At 69.9% G+C, this 16,718-nt stretch carries 16 protein-coding genes and 1 tRNA gene; 6 read left to right on the forward strand and 11 right to left on the reverse strand.

Going from position 1 to position 16,718, the window contains the following annotated elements; translation table 11 throughout:
• Positions 1–15: 15 nt before the first annotated feature.
• Genes OWR29_RS38395 through OWR29_RS38405 form a run of 3 tightly spaced genes read right to left on the reverse strand, consistent with a single transcriptional unit; the run spans position 16 to position 2,761 of the window.
• Complete coding sequence (locus OWR29_RS38395; RefSeq protein ID WP_267568422.1) at positions 16–1,476, reverse strand: PP2C family protein-serine/threonine phosphatase; 1,461 nt, start codon at positions 1,474–1,476, stop codon at positions 16–18.
• The gene (locus OWR29_RS38400; RefSeq protein ID WP_221380902.1) at positions 1,473–1,955 is read right to left on the reverse strand and encodes an FHA domain-containing protein FhaB/FipA; all 483 of its coding nucleotides are present in this window, start codon (positions 1,953–1,955) and stop codon (positions 1,473–1,475) included. Before OWR29_RS38400 ends, OWR29_RS38395 begins: the two co-directional genes overlap by 4 nt.
• A gap of 5 nt (positions 1,956–1,960) precedes the next feature.
• Entirely contained in the window at positions 1,961–2,761 is an 801-nt protein-coding gene (locus OWR29_RS38405; protein ID WP_267568424.1) for an FHA domain-containing protein, read from the reverse strand.
• 198 nt (positions 2,762–2,959) lie between these two features.
• Here OWR29_RS38405 and OWR29_RS38410 point away from each other — a divergent pair.
• The 3 genes from OWR29_RS38410 (at position 2,960) to OWR29_RS38420 (ending at position 4,935) form a co-directional block, all read left to right on the forward strand.
• Positions 2,960–3,042 (forward strand) — tRNA-Leu (locus tag OWR29_RS38410).
• 372 nt (positions 3,043–3,414) lie between these two features.
• Entirely contained in the window at positions 3,415–4,230 is an 816-nt protein-coding gene (locus OWR29_RS38415; RefSeq protein ID WP_498371639.1) for a WecB/TagA/CpsF family glycosyltransferase, read from the forward strand.
• Positions 4,231–4,335: 105 nt separating this feature from the next.
• Positions 4,336–4,935, forward strand: a complete 600-nt coding sequence (locus OWR29_RS38420; protein ID WP_267568426.1) for a hypothetical protein — start codon at positions 4,336–4,338, stop codon at positions 4,933–4,935.
• Positions 4,936–4,937: 2 nt separating this feature from the next.
• Here OWR29_RS38420 and OWR29_RS38425 read toward each other — a convergent pair whose 3' ends face one another.
• The 3 genes from OWR29_RS38425 to OWR29_RS38435 form a co-directional block, all read right to left on the reverse strand.
• A complete protein-coding gene (locus tag OWR29_RS38425; RefSeq protein ID WP_267568427.1) occupies positions 4,938–5,381 on the reverse strand; it encodes a hypothetical protein in 444 nt (147 codons plus the stop codon).
• Between the two features lie 155 nt (positions 5,382–5,536).
• Positions 5,537–5,755, reverse strand: a complete 219-nt coding sequence (locus tag OWR29_RS38430) for a DUF397 domain-containing protein (protein WP_438872712.1) — start codon at positions 5,753–5,755, stop codon at positions 5,537–5,539.
• Complete coding sequence (locus OWR29_RS38435) at positions 5,725–6,606, reverse strand: helix-turn-helix domain-containing protein (RefSeq protein WP_267568529.1); 882 nt, start codon at positions 6,604–6,606, stop codon at positions 5,725–5,727. The genes OWR29_RS38430 and OWR29_RS38435 overlap by 31 nt, the downstream gene beginning before the upstream one ends.
• A gap of 455 nt (positions 6,607–7,061) precedes the next feature.
• Here OWR29_RS38435 and OWR29_RS38440 point away from each other — a divergent pair, with 455 nt between their 5' ends.
• A complete protein-coding gene (locus OWR29_RS38440) occupies positions 7,062–7,295 on the forward strand; it encodes a hypothetical protein (protein WP_438872709.1) in 234 nt (77 codons plus the stop codon).
• 3 nt (positions 7,296–7,298) lie between these two features.
• Here OWR29_RS38440 and OWR29_RS38445 read toward each other — a convergent pair whose 3' ends face one another.
• Positions 7,299–8,294, reverse strand: coding sequence for a Stk1 family PASTA domain-containing Ser/Thr kinase (locus tag OWR29_RS38445; protein ID WP_267568431.1), 996 nt, complete (start codon positions 8,292–8,294; stop codon positions 7,299–7,301).
• Positions 8,295–8,461: 167 nt separating this feature from the next.
• On the opposite strand from OWR29_RS38445, the gene OWR29_RS38450 reads away from it, so the two are divergent.
• The gene (locus tag OWR29_RS38450; RefSeq protein WP_267568432.1) at positions 8,462–9,814 is read left to right on the forward strand and encodes a Hansenula MRAKII killer toxin-resistant protein 1; all 1,353 of its coding nucleotides are present in this window, start codon (positions 8,462–8,464) and stop codon (positions 9,812–9,814) included.
• A gap of 11 nt (positions 9,815–9,825) precedes the next feature.
• Here the strand turns inward: OWR29_RS38450 and OWR29_RS38455 are convergent, their stop codons facing one another.
• Both OWR29_RS38455 and OWR29_RS38460 read right to left on the reverse strand, forming a co-directional pair.
• Positions 9,826–11,301 (reverse strand): glutamate-cysteine ligase family protein, encoded by a 1,476-nt coding sequence (locus OWR29_RS38455; protein WP_267568433.1) that lies wholly within the window; start codon positions 11,299–11,301, stop codon positions 9,826–9,828.
• Between the two features lie 185 nt (positions 11,302–11,486).
• A complete protein-coding gene (locus OWR29_RS38460; protein WP_267568434.1) occupies positions 11,487–12,065 on the reverse strand; it encodes a YceI family protein in 579 nt (192 codons plus the stop codon).
• Positions 12,066–12,159: 94 nt separating this feature from the next.
• On the opposite strand from OWR29_RS38460, the gene OWR29_RS38465 reads away from it, so the two are divergent.
• Positions 12,160–12,660: a MarR family winged helix-turn-helix transcriptional regulator gene (locus tag OWR29_RS38465; protein WP_267568435.1), complete on the forward strand. Its 501-nt coding sequence runs from the start codon at positions 12,160–12,162 to the stop codon at positions 12,658–12,660.
• 351 nt (positions 12,661–13,011) lie between these two features.
• Here OWR29_RS38465 and OWR29_RS38470 read toward each other — a convergent pair whose 3' ends face one another.
• Both OWR29_RS38470 and OWR29_RS38475 read right to left on the reverse strand, forming a co-directional pair.
• Entirely contained in the window at positions 13,012–15,450 is a 2,439-nt protein-coding gene (locus OWR29_RS38470) for an ATP-binding protein (protein ID WP_267568436.1), read from the reverse strand.
• 98 nt (positions 15,451–15,548) lie between these two features.
• Positions 15,549–16,706 (reverse strand): acyl-CoA dehydrogenase family protein, encoded by a 1,158-nt coding sequence (locus OWR29_RS38475; RefSeq protein WP_267568437.1) that lies wholly within the window; start codon positions 16,704–16,706, stop codon positions 15,549–15,551.
• Between the last annotated feature and the right edge of the window lie 12 nt (positions 16,707–16,718).

Genomic DNA, 16,718 nt, shown 5'->3' on the forward strand with positions numbered 1-16,718 from the left:
TGGTCGAGCCGAAGCTCAGTTGACGGTCCGGCACCCGGCCGGATCGGCAGCGGGCTCGGACTCCGACACCTGAGCGGTCGGCGTACTGGTGGTGGGCACGGAAGACGGCGGGACCGCGGCGGAACCGGCGTTCGCGTTCGCGGGGGTCCGGGTCGTGGTGCTGCCGGCCACAGTGCTTCCGGGACGAACGCTCGCCCCGGTCGACGGTGCGACCGGCGGCGCCGACGGGGTGGCCGGCGGCGCGGAAGTGGGCACGACGCAGAGCGGCTTGAGGTTCGGGTTCGACGGGACGTCGTCGGTGAGCTCGTCGATCATGCGCTGGGCGTCCGGCCGGTCGTCGGCGTGGATGCCCTGCTTGACCCTTTCCTGCGCGACCACGGTGAGGTCGTCCAGGCGGGACGGGCTGGTCTCGTTGACGCTCGACAGGTCGAGGCCGGCGATCTCGCCCGGCACCCCGCGGAAGATCGCGAGCTGGCCGGCCTCGGTGGCGCCGACGTAGTACTGCTTCTGCGTGTACTGGTAGCCCAGCCAGAGCCCGCCGCCCAGCACACCGAGCAGCACCAGCACGAGCAGCGTGGCCCGCACCGGGTGGCCCTTGGGTTCGGGCTCGGAGTAGTCGGTCTCGGGCTGCGGCTGCGCCGGACGCGGCGCCTGCAGCGCGGCGGCCCGGGCGGCCGAGGTCGAGCTGTCGGCGACCGTGGTGTTGCCCCGGTCGATAGCGGCGGCGCCGCCCACGATCGGGGCCTGCTCGACGATGTCGGCGTCGGTCGCGTCGGCGATGACCACCGTGATGTTGTCGGGGCCGCCGCCGCGCAGCGCCAGCTGCACCAGCCGCTCGACGCAGGCTTGCGGGTCGGCCAGCTCGCGCATCGTCTGCCCGATGGTGTCGGCGCTGACCACCCCGGACAGGCCGTCGCTGCAGATCAGATAGCGGTCGCCCTTGAGCACCTGACGCACGGAGTACTCCGGGTCGATGTCGCGCCCGTCGAGCGCGCGGGTGAGCAGCGACCGCTGCGGGTGGCTGCTCGCCTCCTCCGGGCTGACCCGGCCCTCGTCGACCAGCATCTGGACGTACGTGTCGTCCTTGGTGATCTGGGCGAACTCGCCGTTACGGAGCAGATAGGCCCGGCTGTCACCGATGTGCACCATGCCGAACTTGCTGCCCGAGAAGAGCACCGCGGTCAGCGTGGTGCCCATGCCCTCGAGCTGCGGGTTGGCGTCGACGGTGTCGCGCAGGTGCTGGTTGGCCGTGCCCACCGCGTGACGCAGCGCGTCGACCATGGCGTCCCCGGGGACGTCCTCGTCGAGCGGCGCCATCGCGGCGATGACGATGTTGGACGCGACGTCACCAGCGGCCATGCCGCCCATGCCGTCGGCGACGGCAAGGAGCCGCGGCCCGGCATACACGGAGTCCTGGTTGAGGTCTCGGATCAGACCGCGGTCGCTCTGAGCGGCATAGCGCAGGGTCAGGGTCATGGCCGTAACTCGAGTGAAGTGCGCCCGATCCGGATCGGCACGCCAAGGGGGACGGGAGTGGGTCCGGAGACCTTACCGCGGTCGAGGTACGTGCCGTTCGTCGAGCCGACGTCCTCGACGAACCACTGACCGTCCCGCGGAACGAGCCGCGCGTGCCGCGCCGAGGCGAAGTCGTCGGTGATGACGAGGGTCGAATCCTCGGCACGACCGATGGTGATCGGAGCCTCGCCCAGCGTGATGCGCGTACCGGCCAGGTTGCCCGCGGTGACCACGAGCTGCCTGGCTGCCTTACCGCGCTTCGCCTTCGCCGGCCGGCCCTCGGGAACCGCGCCACCCACCCCCCGAGGGCTGGCGACGATGCTCTTGGACCGGACCCCGGCGAAGAGATCCCGGCGGATCACCCCGACGACCGTGAACACGAAGATCCACAGCAGGATGAGGAAGCCGAACCGGGCGACGGTGAGGACGAATTCGGGCAAGGTGCCTAGCCGTCCACTCGGAACGTCAACGTGGTGGTGCCCAGCTGGATCATGTCGCCCGGGTTGAGCGCCACGGCCGAGACGCGCTGGCCGTTCACCATCGTTCCGTTAGTCGAGCCCAGATCGGTCAACACGACCTGGTTGCCGTCGTAGTCGAGCCGGGCGTGCCGGCGCGAGATACCGACGTCGGGCAGGCGCAGGTTGGCCTGGTCACCCCGGCCGATCACGGTCGAGCCCATCTGCAACGGGTAGGTGCGCCCGTCGCCCGAGATGAGGCCCACGCCGCCCCGCCCGTTCTGAGCGCCGCCGCCGTGCGGCGGGTAGCCGCCGTGCTGCTGCTGTTGCTCATAGGGCGGGTACTGCGGGCCCGCGTCGTACGCCGGCTGCTGCACCGGGGCGACCTCGCCACCGGTGTAGACCTCGGCGGTGACCCGGAACATGCCCGTGTCCAGCCCGTCACCACGCTCGATCTCGACGATCACGTCGCCGTAGACCGTCCAGGCCTGCTCGCCGATGAACTCGGCCTGCGACTGGGCGAGTTCCTGGGCCAGCGCGGCGGCGTAGGGCGCCAGCCGGCTGTGGTCGTAGGGCGAAAGGTCGATCACGTAGCGATTCGGCACCAGCGTGCGGCCACCGGCGAGGATGGCCTTGTGTGCCTCGGCCTCCCGCTGCATGGCATTCAGAATCTCCACCGGGTGCACGACACCCTTGAACACCTTCGCGAAGGCCCCCTCGACCAGGCCTTCCAATCGCTTCTCAAAGCGCTGCAGCACGCTCACCGGCTCCTCCTCGGCTTCCGAGGACATGATGGTATCCGGCCGCCGCTTGCGCATCTGTTGCGCGAGAGTGACCGGCACTTCTGACCCTCGTATGACACCCGTAGACGCCGTGCTAGTCTTCCCTGGCGTCACGGGCGATATCAACTCGCTTGGTGACGTGCGACAGCGTAGTCTGTCGCAGCCAGTAACAAAAAGTCAGGTCTTCGGCCTGTCTCATAAAGCCACGGGGATGTGGCGGAATGGCAGACGCGCACGGTTCAGGTCCGTGTGTCCGAAAGGACGTGGGGGTTCAACTCCCCCCATCCCCACGAGTCGCAGGCGCAGAGTGTTCGCTGAGAAGCGCGAACCTCTGCGCCTCGTCATATTTGCTCAGGGGGCCGAGCCCCCTGAAACCCCACGGTGTCTTGGTCGCTGTGGGAGTTATCTCACGACTCGTCGGGCTGCCGGCTTCGCCGGGGCGAACCTCACTTTCGGTAGGGCCCGCGGTCATCTTCGTTGCTCTGTGTGGTGGGTCACGGTCTGGTTCCAAACTTCGAGTTCCGTCGGGTCGGGAGTGGTTCGGTACCCGGAACGTGCCGGACTGGCGACCCGGAAGGGTGAGGGGGGGTGGTCGTTATGCTCGGCGGCGGAAATTCGGGTGTCTTCGTATTCGGGTGTCTTCTACGTCGGGGAGTGCGACCGTGACTGCCGCTACCGGAACGGGCAAGCGCAGTGTGCTTGGTGTGCTGGTTGACGTGACTGACTACGCGGACGCGACCGCCCGGATCATGGAGGCGGCGCGGGAGCGGCGGCACTACGCGGTGACGGCGCTGGCGGTGCACGGGGTCATGACCGGCGTGCAGGACAAGGCGCACAACCGCCGGCTGAACTCCTTCGATCTGGTCACGCCGGACGGGCAGCCGGTGCGGTGGGCGCTCAACTCGGTGCACCACGCGGGGCTGACCGACCGGGTGTACGGGCCGACGCTCACTCTGAAGGTTGTGGAGCAGGCCGCGGCCGAGGGTCTTCCTATTTATCTGTACGGGTCCACGCAGCCCACGCTCGACCGGCTCGTCCCGGCGCTGGAGCGGATGTTCCCGGCGCTGAAGATCGCCGGGGTCGAGGCGTCGAAGTTCCGGACGTCCCACCCGGGGGAAGAGCAAGAGATCGCCGAGCGGATCAAGAGCTCCGGGGCGCGCATCGTCCTCGTGGGGCTCGGGTGCCCGCGGCAAGAGATCTTCACGTACGCGATGCGTCCGCTTCTTGACATGCCGCTGCTCGCCGTCGGCGCCGCGTTCGACTACCACGCCGGTCTGCTGAAGAACCCGCCCGCGTGGATGCAGAAGTACGCGCTCGAGTGGCTGTGGCGTCTGGGGCTCGAGCCGAAGCGGCTGTGGAAGCGGTATGTGCTGCTCAACCCGGCCTACCTGGCCCGCCTGGCGGCCCAGCGAAGTGGACTGTGGAAGGCCACTCCGCCGCCGCCGGCCACCGAGCCGGTCACCAGCTTCGCCGTCTGAGACTTCTCTGAGGCCGTCTCGGGGTAATCAACGACACCTCCCCTACGGGGCCGGTGGGGTGATAACCCGGTTTCGCGTCAGCGCGCGCAGGTGAACGCTGTTCATGTGAACATCGTCGCGGACCTCATCCTCGCCGGCGCCCTCGTCGCCGTCTGGCTCACCGCCGGGCTGCTGGCCGACGCGCTGCCGTCGGCCCGTTCGGCGCTGCAGATGCGTCACCGGGCCGGCCTGCTCACCGCACTGGTGGCCGGGGGCGCGGCCGTGTTCGTCGCCGTTCCACTGGTTACTGGTCTGCTGCCGGGCGAATCAGCTGCTCCGGCCGCCGCTCTGCTGCCGGCCGTGCCCGCCCTGATCGTGCTCACCGCCACGCTGCGCCGGTTGACCCAGGTGCGCCGGGGCGCGGGCGCCTTCGCCACCGCCCCGCAGGCTCCGGTGCCGCCGGCCCTGCGCGCCGCCGCCGCGCACCCGCTGATCCTGGTTCCGTTGCAGGTCACCGGCTTGGCCACGCTGATCAGCCTGCCCATCGCGGGCGGCCTGGTCGAGGTGCCGGGGGCCGACCTGGCCGGCATCGCTATCACGGTGGTCGGCGTGGCCGTGCTCGCGATCGGCGTACGGGCCGGATTGCGGCACAGCCGGCTCAGCCTTCAGGTGCTGGCGCCGATCGGCCGCAACCGGCTACGGGCGCCGGTCGACTCCTCCCGCTGACCTCAGTTCTTCTTGGCTTCCTGCACGTACAGCAGCTCGAGGATCGAGCGCGCGGCCTCGAACCAGCGGTCCAGCCAGTCCGATGTGGGCAGAGTGCCGCGCGCGGGCAGCTCGAGGAGCAGGCCTCGCAGCAGCGGGTGGTCGGCCATCGACTCCGACGAGTCCGAGTCGGGCCAGCCGCTCGACGGGAAGACCGGCTCGGTCAGCTTCGGCAGGTCGAGCGACGGCAGCTGGGCCGAGCGGTCGAGCGGGCTGATCGAGTCGATGCTGTGCGACCGCCCCGGCGACCGGGTGGGCAGGCTGCCGCGCGACATCAGTTCGCCGTCCGTGCCGTCCCCGGCGAGCGCCGCGTCGCGCCGGTTCTGCCGGTAGGCACTGACCCCGCCGCTGAACCTGTCCTGCGCCGTCGAGGAGCCGCTGCTGAGATTTTCCGAACCAATCGTCATCTGTCTGCCTTGCCTCGTTCGGGGAATTGACCCCGCCGGTGTGCGCGGTCCGGTCCGCGCTTTTGGCGTTCAACGAGGCGAGCGCGGAAATGACTACGGCCGGCTTCCCCGTACCGGACGGGGAGGCCGGCCGCGCCGATGCGGACCTGAGGGGTTCAGAGGTCGAACTCGCCGTCCTTGGCCCCGCCCACGAACGCGTCCCACTCGGCGGCGGTGAAGATCAGCGCCGGCCCGTTCGGATTCTTGGAGTCGCGGACCGCGATCGCCTCGTCCACGAATGCCACCTCGACACAGTTGTCGGAGTTCGGTCCGCTGCGAGCACTCTTGAACCACTGCGCCCGGCTCAAATCGACCCGGAGACCCTTCGCTTCGATTTCCACAATGGCTCCTCTACCAGCATTTGAATCATCCCGATGGACTCCTCCGGCGGGAGGGCCGTCGTCCGGATGGTCTCGAAGATGGAGATGTACCGGCTGAGCTCCTCGGCCTTCTCGAGAAACAAGCCACCAGTCGCGTTCTCGGTGAAGACCACGTCGGCGTCGCCCTCCTCCTCGAACTCGAGAATGGCGAACGTGCCGTCCATCCCGGCGTGCGCGCCCGCCGCGAAGGGCAAGATCTGCAACGTGACGTTCGGCAACCGGGCTGTCGTGATCAATCTGGCTAATTGATCACGCATGACCTCGTCGCCACCGACCGGCCGGCTCACTACAGCCTCATCGAGCACCACCCAAAGATCGATCGGATCGTCCTGAATCAATAACGACTGTCTTTCCATCCGGACGCGCACGCGCTGCTCAATTTCCTGGTCGCTGTCCCTCGACTGGGCGGCCCGAATCACCGCAATTGCATACTCTTTGCTCTGCAGCAAACCCGGAATGACCTGCGACTCGTACGTGCGGACCGACCTCGCGGCGGCCTCGAGCCCGACGTACGCGCCCGTGAGAACCGTGGAAAACGGGTGCCACCACCCTTTTTGCCGCGCTTCTCGGGCAATTTGGACAAGCTCGGACTTGATTGCCTCGGAAACGCCGTAAATGTCCATCATGGCCGAAACATCGCCGGGCGTGGCGCTCGTGTGCCCGGTCTCGATCCGGGACACTTTGGACGTCGAGCAGCCGAGTCGCTCCGCCACCATGTCGATCGTGACCCGGGCGGCCTCCCGGTGCCGGCGCAACTCGACCCCGAGTCGCCGGCGGCGAATGGTGGGACTGCGATGTTGATTCACAACAACCAGTCTCCTGTCGATCATAAAGCGATTCAAGTTGACCGTTGCCTACCGATCAGTAATCACGAAGGGCTGACATGCAACTTGCATCGACCGGACTCGTGGTGCAATCTTTTCGGTATGGCAGACGTCACTTCGCTCGACCGGGCGATGTGGCCGAGGCCCGCTCAACACATGGTTACACCACCGTTTACGGGGTACCGATCCTTTAGTCCGTCCGACGTGGACTGATCCACTTTCGGTCGGCCGCCGGATCGGTGACGGTGACGTTGTGCAACGCTTTTGATGATTGGCATCGTCGGGGACTTGCACAGCAGTTTTTGCCGGGCACACTTGGTGCTTTCGTGTCAAGGTTCGTCCCGCGACGAAGTTTCAGGGCAGGAGATGACGTGCTTCCTCGGTCCGGTGATGTTCTCCACGTGACGAAGGCGGCGAGCGTCCAATTCGCAGCGCCGATGCTGTTCCGTGTCATCCGGGTCCACGACTGGCCGACCTACGACGGCTGGATCTGGCTGGACGGATATGAGCTGAACGCGGCGGGGGACGCGGTGGAGCGGCGGTCGATCTTCGTTCAGGTCAGCGGCCTTCGGGCCGTCGGCAAGGCGCCCGACCCGCGGGCCCGCAACGGCCGGCAGCCCGGCCTGGTCAGCGGCACGATCCAGGCCCGTACGGTCCGCACCAACCGCTGACGGCTAGTTCTGCGGCTCGTCCGGGTTCCCGGTGGTCGCGGTCGGCGTCGCCGGCGTGTTCGTGGCCTCCGCCGAGACCACGAGGGTGACCGTCGTGTCCGGTGGCACTTCCTGCCCCTCCACCGGATCGCTGTCGATCACCGTGCCCGGCGGCACGTCCGGCGCCTGCCGATAGATCAGCCGGTAGTTCAGGCCGGTGGTACGCAACGCCGCCTGAGCCTCGCTCAACGCCAGGCCGCGCAGCGCCGGAATGGCGACCTCGCCACTGGTCGGCTCGGTCGTGGCCGGCGTCGGCGAGGTTGTGGGGGCCGTGGTGGTCGGCGTCGGGCTGGGCGACGAGGTCTCGGTGGTGGGAGCCGTCTCACTGGGCGTGACCGCTGCGCTGCTCGTGGCCGGCGGCGGAGGCGACTGATTGTCGTCCGAGTCGTTCACGAGCAGATAGATGGCCCAGCCCAGCACGGCGAGCAGCACCAACGCGACGATCCCGACGATGATCGGCATCCACCAGCGGTCCCGCTGCGGGGGCGGTGCGGCCGCCGCCCAGTCGACCTCGGGATAACCCCGGCCCGGCTGCGGCGCGCGCACCTCGGCCCGGCCCGACCAGGCGGGGTTGGCCCGGCTGGGCGCCCAGTCGTCGTCGCCCACCGGCGGCATGATCGCTGTCGAGCGGTCCGCCACCACGGTGGGCTCGTCGCGGACCGTGGGCACCTGGCGCACGTCGTCCAGCGTGTCGTCGTCGCGGCGGCCCTTGCCGGGCAGCGTGTCCTCGTCGTCGGGCGGGGGCACGGCGGCCCGGCCCACGGTCGTCGCGTCGGCCGGCGTGCCGTCGACCTGGGTGGCGTCCAGGTCGTCGTTCTTTGCGGCGCCTTTTCCGGCGTCCTTCTCGGCTTCAAGATCGGCCGGGGTGCCGCCCGCCTGGGTGGCGTCGGGATCGTCGGGCCGGGTGGCGTCCGCGTCAGGCTCGCGAGGCTTCGAAAACTCGTCGCTCTCGTCGGGCATCGCCACTCCTCGGGCCTCGTTCACCAGCAGAGGTCAACGTATCGAATCTTGCGGGACATGTCTGGCCTCCGCAGGACAAACACACCAGGTGGCTACGGTTGAAGCAGATGCAGAGGCAGCACCGCACCGATTCGCAGGCATCGGTGGGTACCGCTACAGTGCGGCGCATGGCCGACAAGGGCTGGACGGCACGGGTAGCGATCGCGGCGGGCGCCGCCGCGGGCACGGGCGCCGCGCAATTGGGTCTGGGCTACGGCCTGGGTGTGGTGGTGTGGCCGGTGACGCCGACCCCCGACGACAGCGCCTGGCTGGGCAGCCTGGGCTGGGCCACCTGGATCACGGCGAGCGCCACGGTGTTCGGCGCCGTGCTCGGCAGTCGCTACCGGGGCGGTCCGGGCTCTCGCACCAGCGCCGCCTGGCGCTTCGCCCTGGCCGCCTGCGCCGCGGTCGGGGCTCTGGTGACGGTCGCGCTGATCGCGCTTCCGGCCCGTTCCGCCGTACGCGTTGACACCTTCTCGCCCCAGGTCATCGCCGGTGGCTACGCCGCCGTCGGCCTGGTCCTCGGCCTGGTCGTGGCGTTCTGGGCCGTGTCGTCGAGACCCGTCGCCGCCAACCTGATGGCCACCGGCGTCTGGTTATGGGCCCTGGCCGTGGCCGCCATCGTCGTCGAACTGACCACGAACCGCGACTCGGCCACCTACCTGACCAGCTGGCAGTTCGCCGAGGTAGCCAGCAGCGGCCGCTACGGCACAATTTATTGGCCGAGCGCCCTGCTCACCCTGGCCGCCGCCTTCCTGGTCGGCGTCCTGGCCGCCACCCCCGCCGCCCGCCGCGGCAACCTGGGCGTCGGCGCCGCCACCTCCGGCGCGGCCGGCCCGCTGCTGGTCGCGATCGCCTTCCTGGCCCTGGCCCCCCGCCTGACCGGCGCCTTGGGCCCCATCGAGTCGGCCTACCTGATCGCCCCCTACGCAGTCCTGGCCGGCCTGGCCGGCTCAGCCCTGGCCGTCGCCACCGCCCGAGCCCTGGCCAACCGCCGCACCCAGCCCACCCCCACCACCGACCATCAAGTTCCGGACGGCGACCGCTCCATCCCCGCAGCCATGCCGCTGCCGCGCACAGGCGAGAGCGCCCCGCCGACCGCCTCCAGCCCGACCGGCGTGGCTAAGGTCCCGGACGCACCGGCCGCCGACGCGGCATCTTTCTCACCACAGACCAAGCCAAAGACAGGTCTGTTCGGCCGCAAGAAGCCGTCCACGCCAGAGCCCGACCAGGTCATTTCGCCCGAGCCGGGTCCCGCGCCCAAGAAGGACTCCAAGCCGGCTCCGGCGCCGCGGACCAACGGCAAGCCCGCGCCCCACGTCACAGACTCCGAGATCGCCGCGGCGGCCCGCCCACGCCCCCGGCCCAGAAAAGCCACAACACCGCCCGAAAGCCCCAAGCCGCCGAAGTCCACTGTGACGCCCCCGCCACCGACTCCGGCCGTGGCACAGATCAACCCCAAGCCCACACCCAAGGACTGAGAGCACCGGACTTAGGTGGTGGGCCAGGTGTGCACCGGGGCGTTGGTGCGGTGCAGGTCGGTGTAGCGGAGCAGCATGTCGTGCAGGGCTGCGCTCCGGGAAAGACCTCGGCTCTCGGCCACCCGTACGGCCTCGGTCTGCCACCAAGCCCCGTTGCGTCCGAGGCGGCAGCGCTCGTCGATGATTCCGAGCAACCGGTCGCGGATCGCCGGCTCGACCCCGTAAGAGTCCAGACCCTCGTACGCCAAGGGAAGCAGCACCGATCGCACCAGCTCAGCCACCGGCGTTTCGCCGTGGCCGGGCCAGTACGCCGTCGCTTCGAGGCCGCGGAGGGCGCCCGCGTGGAAGTTGTCCTGCGCGGCGGCGAACGGCAGCCGGGACCAGATGGGCCGGTCGTCCTCGGCCAACTGCCGCACCAGGCCGAAGTAGAAGGCCGCGTTGGCCAGCAGGTCGGCCACGGTCGGACCGGACGGCAGCACCCGGTTCTCGACTCGCAGGTGTGGCCGGCCGTCCATCACGTCGTAGACGGGACGGTTCCAGCGGTAGACCGTGCCGTTGTGCAGGCGCAACTCTCCTAGGCGCGGCACTCCGCCCGCCTGCAGCACCTCGAGCGGGTCTTCCTCGTCGAGGATGGGGAGCAGCGGCGCGAAGAAGCGGACGTTCTCGTCGAAAAGGTCGGTCACCGACGTGATCCAGCGTTCGCCGAACCACACCCTTGGGCGTACGCCTTGGGCCTTGAGCTCTTCGGGCCGGGTGTCGGTGGCCTGCTGGAACAGGGCGATGCGCGTCTCGGCCCAGAGCCGGCGGCCGTGCAGGAAGGGCGAGTTGGCGCCCACCGCCACCTGGATCCCGGCGATGGCCTGCGACGCGTTCCAGTAGCGGTCGAAGCGGTCGGGCGGCACCTGCAGGTGACACTGGACACTCGTACACGCCGCCTCGGTAACGATCGACGAGTTGGCGCTGCGCAACTGTTCGGCACCGCGGATGTCGAGGTCGAACTGTTCGCCGCGGGCACCGGCCATTTCGTCGTTGAGCAGGCGATATCGCTCGTTGGCGCTGAGGTTTTCGAGCACCAGGTGATCCGGTGTGAGTGTCGGTAGCATGCCGATCAGCACGATGCCGCAGTCGGTCTTCTCGTCGGCGCGGCCCAGGCTGTCGAGCAGGTCACGCTCGTAGTCCTCGAGGCCGCGACCAGCGATCGGACGCGGCGGCGCGTTGAGTTCGAGGTTGAACTGGCCCAGCTCGGTCTGGAAGACCGGGTCGTCCAGCTGGGCGAGCACCTCGGCGTTGCGCATCGCGGGCCGGCCGGTGTCGTCGATCAGGTTGAGCTCGATCTCCAGCCCGGTCATCGCGTTGTCGGACGCGGAGCCGGCGAGGACGCCCTGGTGGAGCATCTGCGCGAAGGCGTCGAGGCATCGGCGTACTTTGTGGCGGTAGGTGACGCGAGACTCGGGGGCGAAGACGAGAGTCGCGAGGTCCTTGCCCACTTACCCTCCCATGGCGGCCAGGGATGAAACGGACGTCGGTCACCACTCTGTGAGCGAATGCTTGCGCTCGGTCTACCTTGCCATCCCGGCGGGGAGTCCGCCACACGACAAGACCACACGACAAACCGCACGACGACGAACCGCCGCCCGGAACTCCGGACGGCGGTTCGACTGTGGATTGTGGATCAGGCGCGGCGGATGGCCTCGCCCTCGATCTCGATCTTGATCTTCTTGCTGACCATGACGCCGCCGCTCTCGAGGGCCATGTTCCAGGTCAGGCCCCACTGCTCGCGGTCGATCTCGGCGGTCGCGCTGAAACCGAAGACGGCCTGCCCGTACGGGCTGGTGCCGGCGCCCTCGAACTCGACGAGGAGCTCGACGGGGCGGGTCACGTCCTTGATCGTGAGCTCGCCGTTCAGCACGAACTCGCCGCCCGCGTGGCTCTTGATGCCGGTGCTGCGGTATGTCATGACCGGGTACTTCTCGGACTCGAAGAAGTCGCCGCTGCGCAGGTGGTTGTCCCGGTCGACCTGGCCGGTCTCGATGCTGGCGGTGTTGATGGTCGCCTCGACGGCGGAGTCCAGCGGGTCCTCGCCGATCGTGATGACGGCCGAGGCGTCCGCGAACTGGCCGCGGACCTTGCTGACCATGAGGTGTCGCGCCACAAAGCCGACCCGCTTGTGCGCGGCGTCCAGGTCGTACGTGCCGGCGGCCGGGATCTGCAGACCCTCGTACGCACGGGTGCTGGCGACGGACTCGGTCATGACTGTTCCTTCTCTCGAAGCGCAGTGGTCGGTGTTTGTGTGACGGAGCAACAATATGCCAAGCAATATTCCCCGTGTCAAGGGCCGGTGTAGGATGGTGCACGTGAGTACGGATCTGGATGACCCCCGCTTCACCGCGTTCGGCCTGTTCGCCGAGGCTTTCACCGGCCTGACGAACCGCTTCGCCGCGCAGTTCGAGGAACACCGCCTCTCCACCGTCGAGTTCGAGGTGCTCATGCGCCTGGCCCGTTCACCCGGCCGGCGGCTGCGCATGACCGACCTGGCCGGCCAGACCTCCCTCTCCACCAGCGGGGTGACCCGCGTCGTCGACCGCATGGACCGGGACGGCCTGGTCCGCCGCGAGGCCTGCCCGAGCGACCGGCGCAGCTCGTTCGCCGTGATCACCGACGCCGGCGTGAACCGCCTCGACGAGGTTCTTCCCGGCCACCTCGAGCTGCTTCAGCAGTGGTTCATCGGCCAGCTCACCCCGGGCCAGCTCGACGGCATGCTCGACTCGCTGCGCAAGATCCGCGATGCGGTCAACCCCTGCGCCACGGCCGGTACGGGCGAGGACCGCCCGGCCGCAGCCGCTTGATCAGCATTTCGGGGTCGCCACAAAACGGTCTGTGACGGTCGGGCCGGAAGTTCTGCTGGAAACCGGCAGAACTACCGGCAGAATCGGGCGTCTCGGCGGTCCAAACGGACATATCTCCCGAGTTGTCGTGACGTTCGCGGCTACTGTGATCCGCGCAGGGGGATGCGGCGCGACCGAGGCGACAGCGGGGCTTGACGGGGGAGCTTCGTTCTCGCCGCGTTACTGGCGGGCGTGGCAACGGTCGGCGCGTGGGGGGCACGCCATGCCGACCGGCCACGCCCGGCCAGCCCCTCCGCGAATCAGCCGTCAAGCGAAGCGGCCCAGTCATCAAGAGAAGCGGCCCAGCGCGACTCAGCCTTCGAGCAGGACCGTGACGGTCTGCGGCCCGAGTCGGTCGCGCTCCCGCGGCAGCAGCGCGATCCCGCCCGAGCGGCACATCTTTCCCAGCCGGCTGACGGCCGCGGCGCGCTGATCCGGGTCGGGCGTGCTGACGATCAACCCGGCCAGCGCCTCCACCACGTCGCGAGGATCTTGAGTTCCGTCGTACGCGTCGGCCGCCCGCGCGAAGTTCTCGGCCGCCCGCTTCGGCTCGCCCCGCCGCAGCGCGATCGCCGCCTCGACCACGGCCGCCGGCCCGTCCGGCGGGGCGTCGTCGTCCGCGGGAACAAGTTGCTCGAGCACCGCCGTCGCCTCGCCCACCCGCCCCGAGTCGGCCAGGGCCAGCCCGATCGTCGCCAGCAGCCGCCGCCGGTGGCCGGGGTCGCCCAGCCCGGTCAGCCCGACCATCGCGCCACGACCGAGGCGCTCGGCTTCATCCAGCTCACCGTCGAGGCGAGCCACCTCGGCCAGGTTGGCCTGGGCCAGTGCGCGCAGCCGCTGCTCCCCGCACCGCCCGGCCAGCCGGTCGACCTCGGCCAGCCGCGAGCGGGCGGCCGCCAGGTCACCGCGGCGGATCTCGTGCCAGACCAGGTTGTTCTCGGCGACGGCCATGTCCCGGGCGTTCCCGCCGAGCCGGGCCAGCTCGAGAGCGGCCTCGGCGTGCCGGCGGGCTTCCTCGTACGCCCCGGTGCTCATCCACAGCGCGGCCAGCTGCGCGTGTGCCGTGAGCTGACCCGCCACCACGGCCAGCCGCTCGAACTCGGCCAGCGCCTCGCTCGCCGAGTCGATCTCTTCCGCGCCCGCTCCGTGCTCCCGGGCCAGCTGGGCCAGGCCGATGCGGGCCCAGGCGCGGGTGGCCGGGTCGGCGTCCGCGGTGCGCGGGTCGTCCAGCAGCCGGCGCAGCCACTGACGGCCGGTCACGTCCCGCCCGCGGAAGCGCCACCAGCGAGGAAGCGCCGCGGCCAGGCGCAGCGCGGTGTGTGGATCGTCGCCGGCCGCGTACGCCAGGGCCGTACCGAAATCACCGGCCACATCGTCGAGCCGGGCCGCCGCCTCCGGCAGCCCGGTGCCGGTCAGGTCGGGCCAGATCCGTTCGGCCAGGTCGGCCAGCACCCGCGCGTGCCGGCGGCGTCCCTCGGCCAGCTCGCCTTCGGCCGCCGCGCGTTCGGCAGCGTAGTCCCGCACCACGTCGAGCAGCCGGAACCGGAACGTCCGGCTGCCCCGCACACTGAGCAGACCCAGCTCGAGCAGCCGGTCGAGCAGGTGGACCACGTCGTTGTGGGGCTCGTCGACCAGCTGCTCGGCCAGCCCGATCGACCACCGGTAGCGGAACATCGCGAGCCGGCGCAGGGCCCGCTGCTCCTGCGGGTTGAGCAACCGATAGCTGGCCGCCACCGCGGTCCGCAGGGACACCGAGCCGGGCCGGTCGAGGTCGAGCACCCGGTCGCCGTAGCGGTCGAGCATCTCGGGCACCGTCAGCACCCGCCCACGGGCGGCGGCCAGTTCGATGGCCAGGGGAAGCCCGCCGAGCCGCCGGACCAGGGCCGCAACCGCCACGATCTCGCCGGGTTCGGGGTCGGTGCGACGCACCTGGGCCAGGCGTTCCAGGAACAACGCCACGGCCGGGTACGCCGCCAGATCGCTCAGATCGCCGGTCGCCTCGGGTGGCGGCGCCATCAGCGGCGCCAGCGGCCAGACCTGTTCGGCGCTCAGCCCGACCGGGTGTCGCCCGGTGGCCAGGAACCGCAGTGTCGGCAGCCTTTCCAGCAGGTGAGCCAGCATTTCGGCGGTCGCGTCGGGCGACCGTTCGACGGCGTCGACGAAGACCAGGGCGGCCCGGCCGCCGAACCGGGCGGGCAGGTCGTCAGGGCGGCCGACGCCGAACTCGGCGGCGATGCTGCCCAGCATCTCGCCGGCCGCGCAGCCGTCGGTGACCACGATGCCGGCCACGCCGCCCGGGTAGGCCGCGGACAGCCGGTGAGCCGCCGTGAAGGCGAGGCTGGTCTTGCCGACACCGGCCAGACCGACCAGGGTGATGCCGCGCGGGCCGTCCGGCACGCTGAGCTGGGTGATGATCTCGGTCAGGTCGTCGCCGCGGCCGATCAGCTCGCCGGGCGGCGGCACCCGCTGGAACCCGGTGGGCGGCAGCGGCTCCTCAGTGGACTGGCCGCGCGCGGCGGCCAGGAACGACTCACGGGCAGCGCCGGCCAGACCGAGCGCGTCGGCGAGCAGGACGACCGTCGTGCGCTGCGGACGCGACGACCGGCCGCGCTCGAGGTCGCGGACCGTTCGCACGCCGACCCCGGCCCGGACGGCCAGCTCTTCCTGGGTCAGCTTGGCGCGCCGCCGGGCACGGCGCAGCACGGCGTCGAACCCGGATCCGCCCTGGTCCGGCGCGGTCTCTGCCCCCATGACACCGAACTTAGGGTGGGTTAAGCCCTCCGGCGAGCAGAGATCCGCTCATGTCGGATTGCGGACCGAAGGCTGGGCCTTCAAAAGCCACTAAAGGCCTAAAGCCCCAAGCCGCGCGCGATCAGCATGCGCTGGACCTCGGACGTTCCCTCGCCGACCTCGAGGATCTTGGCGTCGCGGTAGAACCGGCCCACGGCGGACTCGTTCATGAAGCCGTACCCGCCGTGCACCTGCGTCGCCCAGCGGCTGTTCTCCATGGCGGCGTTGCTGGCGTTCAGCTTGGCGATCGCCGCGTACTGCTTGAAGTTCTCGCCGGCGAGCATGCGCGCCGCGGCGTCGTAGTAGCCGAGCCGGGCGATGTGGGCCCGCATCTCCATGTCGGCGATCATGAACTGCATCGCCTGGTAGTTGCCGATCGGCCGGCCGAACGCCTCGCGCTGCTGGGCGTAGCGGACGGACTCGTCGACGCAGCCCTGAGCCAGCCCGACCGACAGCGCCGCGATGGCGATGCGGCCCTCGTCGAGGATCTGCAGGAACTGGGCGAAGCCGCGGCCCCGGGCGCCGAGCAGGTTGGTCGCGGGCACCCGGACGTCGTCGAACGACAGCTCGTGGGTGTCCGAGGCGCACCAGCCCACCTTCGAGTAGCCCGGCGCCACGGTGAAGCCGGGCGTCCCGGACGGCACGATGATCGTGGACAGCTCTTTGGACCCGTCGGGGTTGACCCCGGTGACCGCCATGACGGTGACCAGGCAGGTGATGTCGGTGCCGGAGTTGGTGATGAACGCCTTGGTCCCGTTGATCACCCACTCGTCGGTGGCCTCGTCGTAGACCGCGCGGGTCGTCGTGCCACCCGCGTCCGAGCCGGTGCCGGGCTCGGTGAGGCCGAAGCCGGCCAGCGCCTCGCCACTGGTCAGCCGGGGCAGCCACCGTTCCTTCTGCTCCGGGGTGCCGAACCGGTAGATCGGCATGGCGCCCAGCGAGACCGCGGCCTCGAGCGTGACCGCCACCGAACTGTCCACCCGGGCCAGCTCTTCCAGCGCGATGCACAACGCGAAGTAGTCACCGCCCATGCCGCCGACCTCTTCCGAGAACGGCAGGCCGAACAGGCCCATCTTGCCCATCTGGCGAATGACCTCGTACGGGAATGTCTTGTGCTCGTAGTGCTCGGCGATCACCGGCGCGACCTGTTCGCGCGCGAAGTCGCGGACGGTGACGCGCAGCGCCTCCTGCTCCTCGTCGAGCCGGAAGTCGACCATGGCTGTGCTCCT

Source organism: Paractinoplanes pyxinae, assembly GCF_026626335.1.
GTDB lineage: Bacteria > Actinomycetota > Actinomycetes > Mycobacteriales > Micromonosporaceae > Actinoplanes > Actinoplanes pyxinae.

Bases quoted from the DNA above. Each gene is read 5' to 3' on its own strand.
- OWR29_RS38395 (WP_267568422.1), bottom strand. From the start codon at position 1,476: ATGACCCTGACCCTGCGCTATGCCGCTCAGAGCGACCGCGGTCTGATC.
- OWR29_RS38405 (WP_267568424.1), bottom strand. From the start codon at position 2,761: ATGTCCTCGGAAGCCGAGGAGGAGCCGGTGAGCGTGCTGCAGCGCTTT.
- OWR29_RS38425 (WP_267568427.1), bottom strand. From the start codon at position 5,381: ATGACGATTGGTTCGGAAAATCTCAGCAGCGGCTCCTCGACGGCGCAG.
- OWR29_RS38440 (WP_438872709.1), top strand. From the start codon at position 7,062: ATGCTGTTCCGTGTCATCCGGGTCCACGACTGGCCGACCTACGACGGC.
- OWR29_RS38445 (WP_267568431.1), bottom strand. From the start codon at position 8,294: ATGCCCGACGAGAGCGACGAGTTTTCGAAGCCTCGCGAGCCTGACGCG.
- OWR29_RS38450 (WP_267568432.1), top strand. From the start codon at position 8,462: ATGGCCGACAAGGGCTGGACGGCACGGGTAGCGATCGCGGCGGGCGCC.
- OWR29_RS38460 (WP_267568434.1), bottom strand. From the start codon at position 12,065: ATGACCGAGTCCGTCGCCAGCACCCGTGCGTACGAGGGTCTGCAGATC.
- OWR29_RS38465 (WP_267568435.1), top strand. From the start codon at position 12,160: ATGGTGCACGTGAGTACGGATCTGGATGACCCCCGCTTCACCGCGTTC.
- OWR29_RS38470 (WP_267568436.1), bottom strand. From the start codon at position 15,450: ATGGGGGCAGAGACCGCGCCGGACCAGGGCGGATCCGGGTTCGACGCC.
- OWR29_RS38475 (WP_267568437.1), bottom strand. From the start codon at position 16,706: ATGGTCGACTTCCGGCTCGACGAGGAGCAGGAGGCGCTGCGCGTCACC.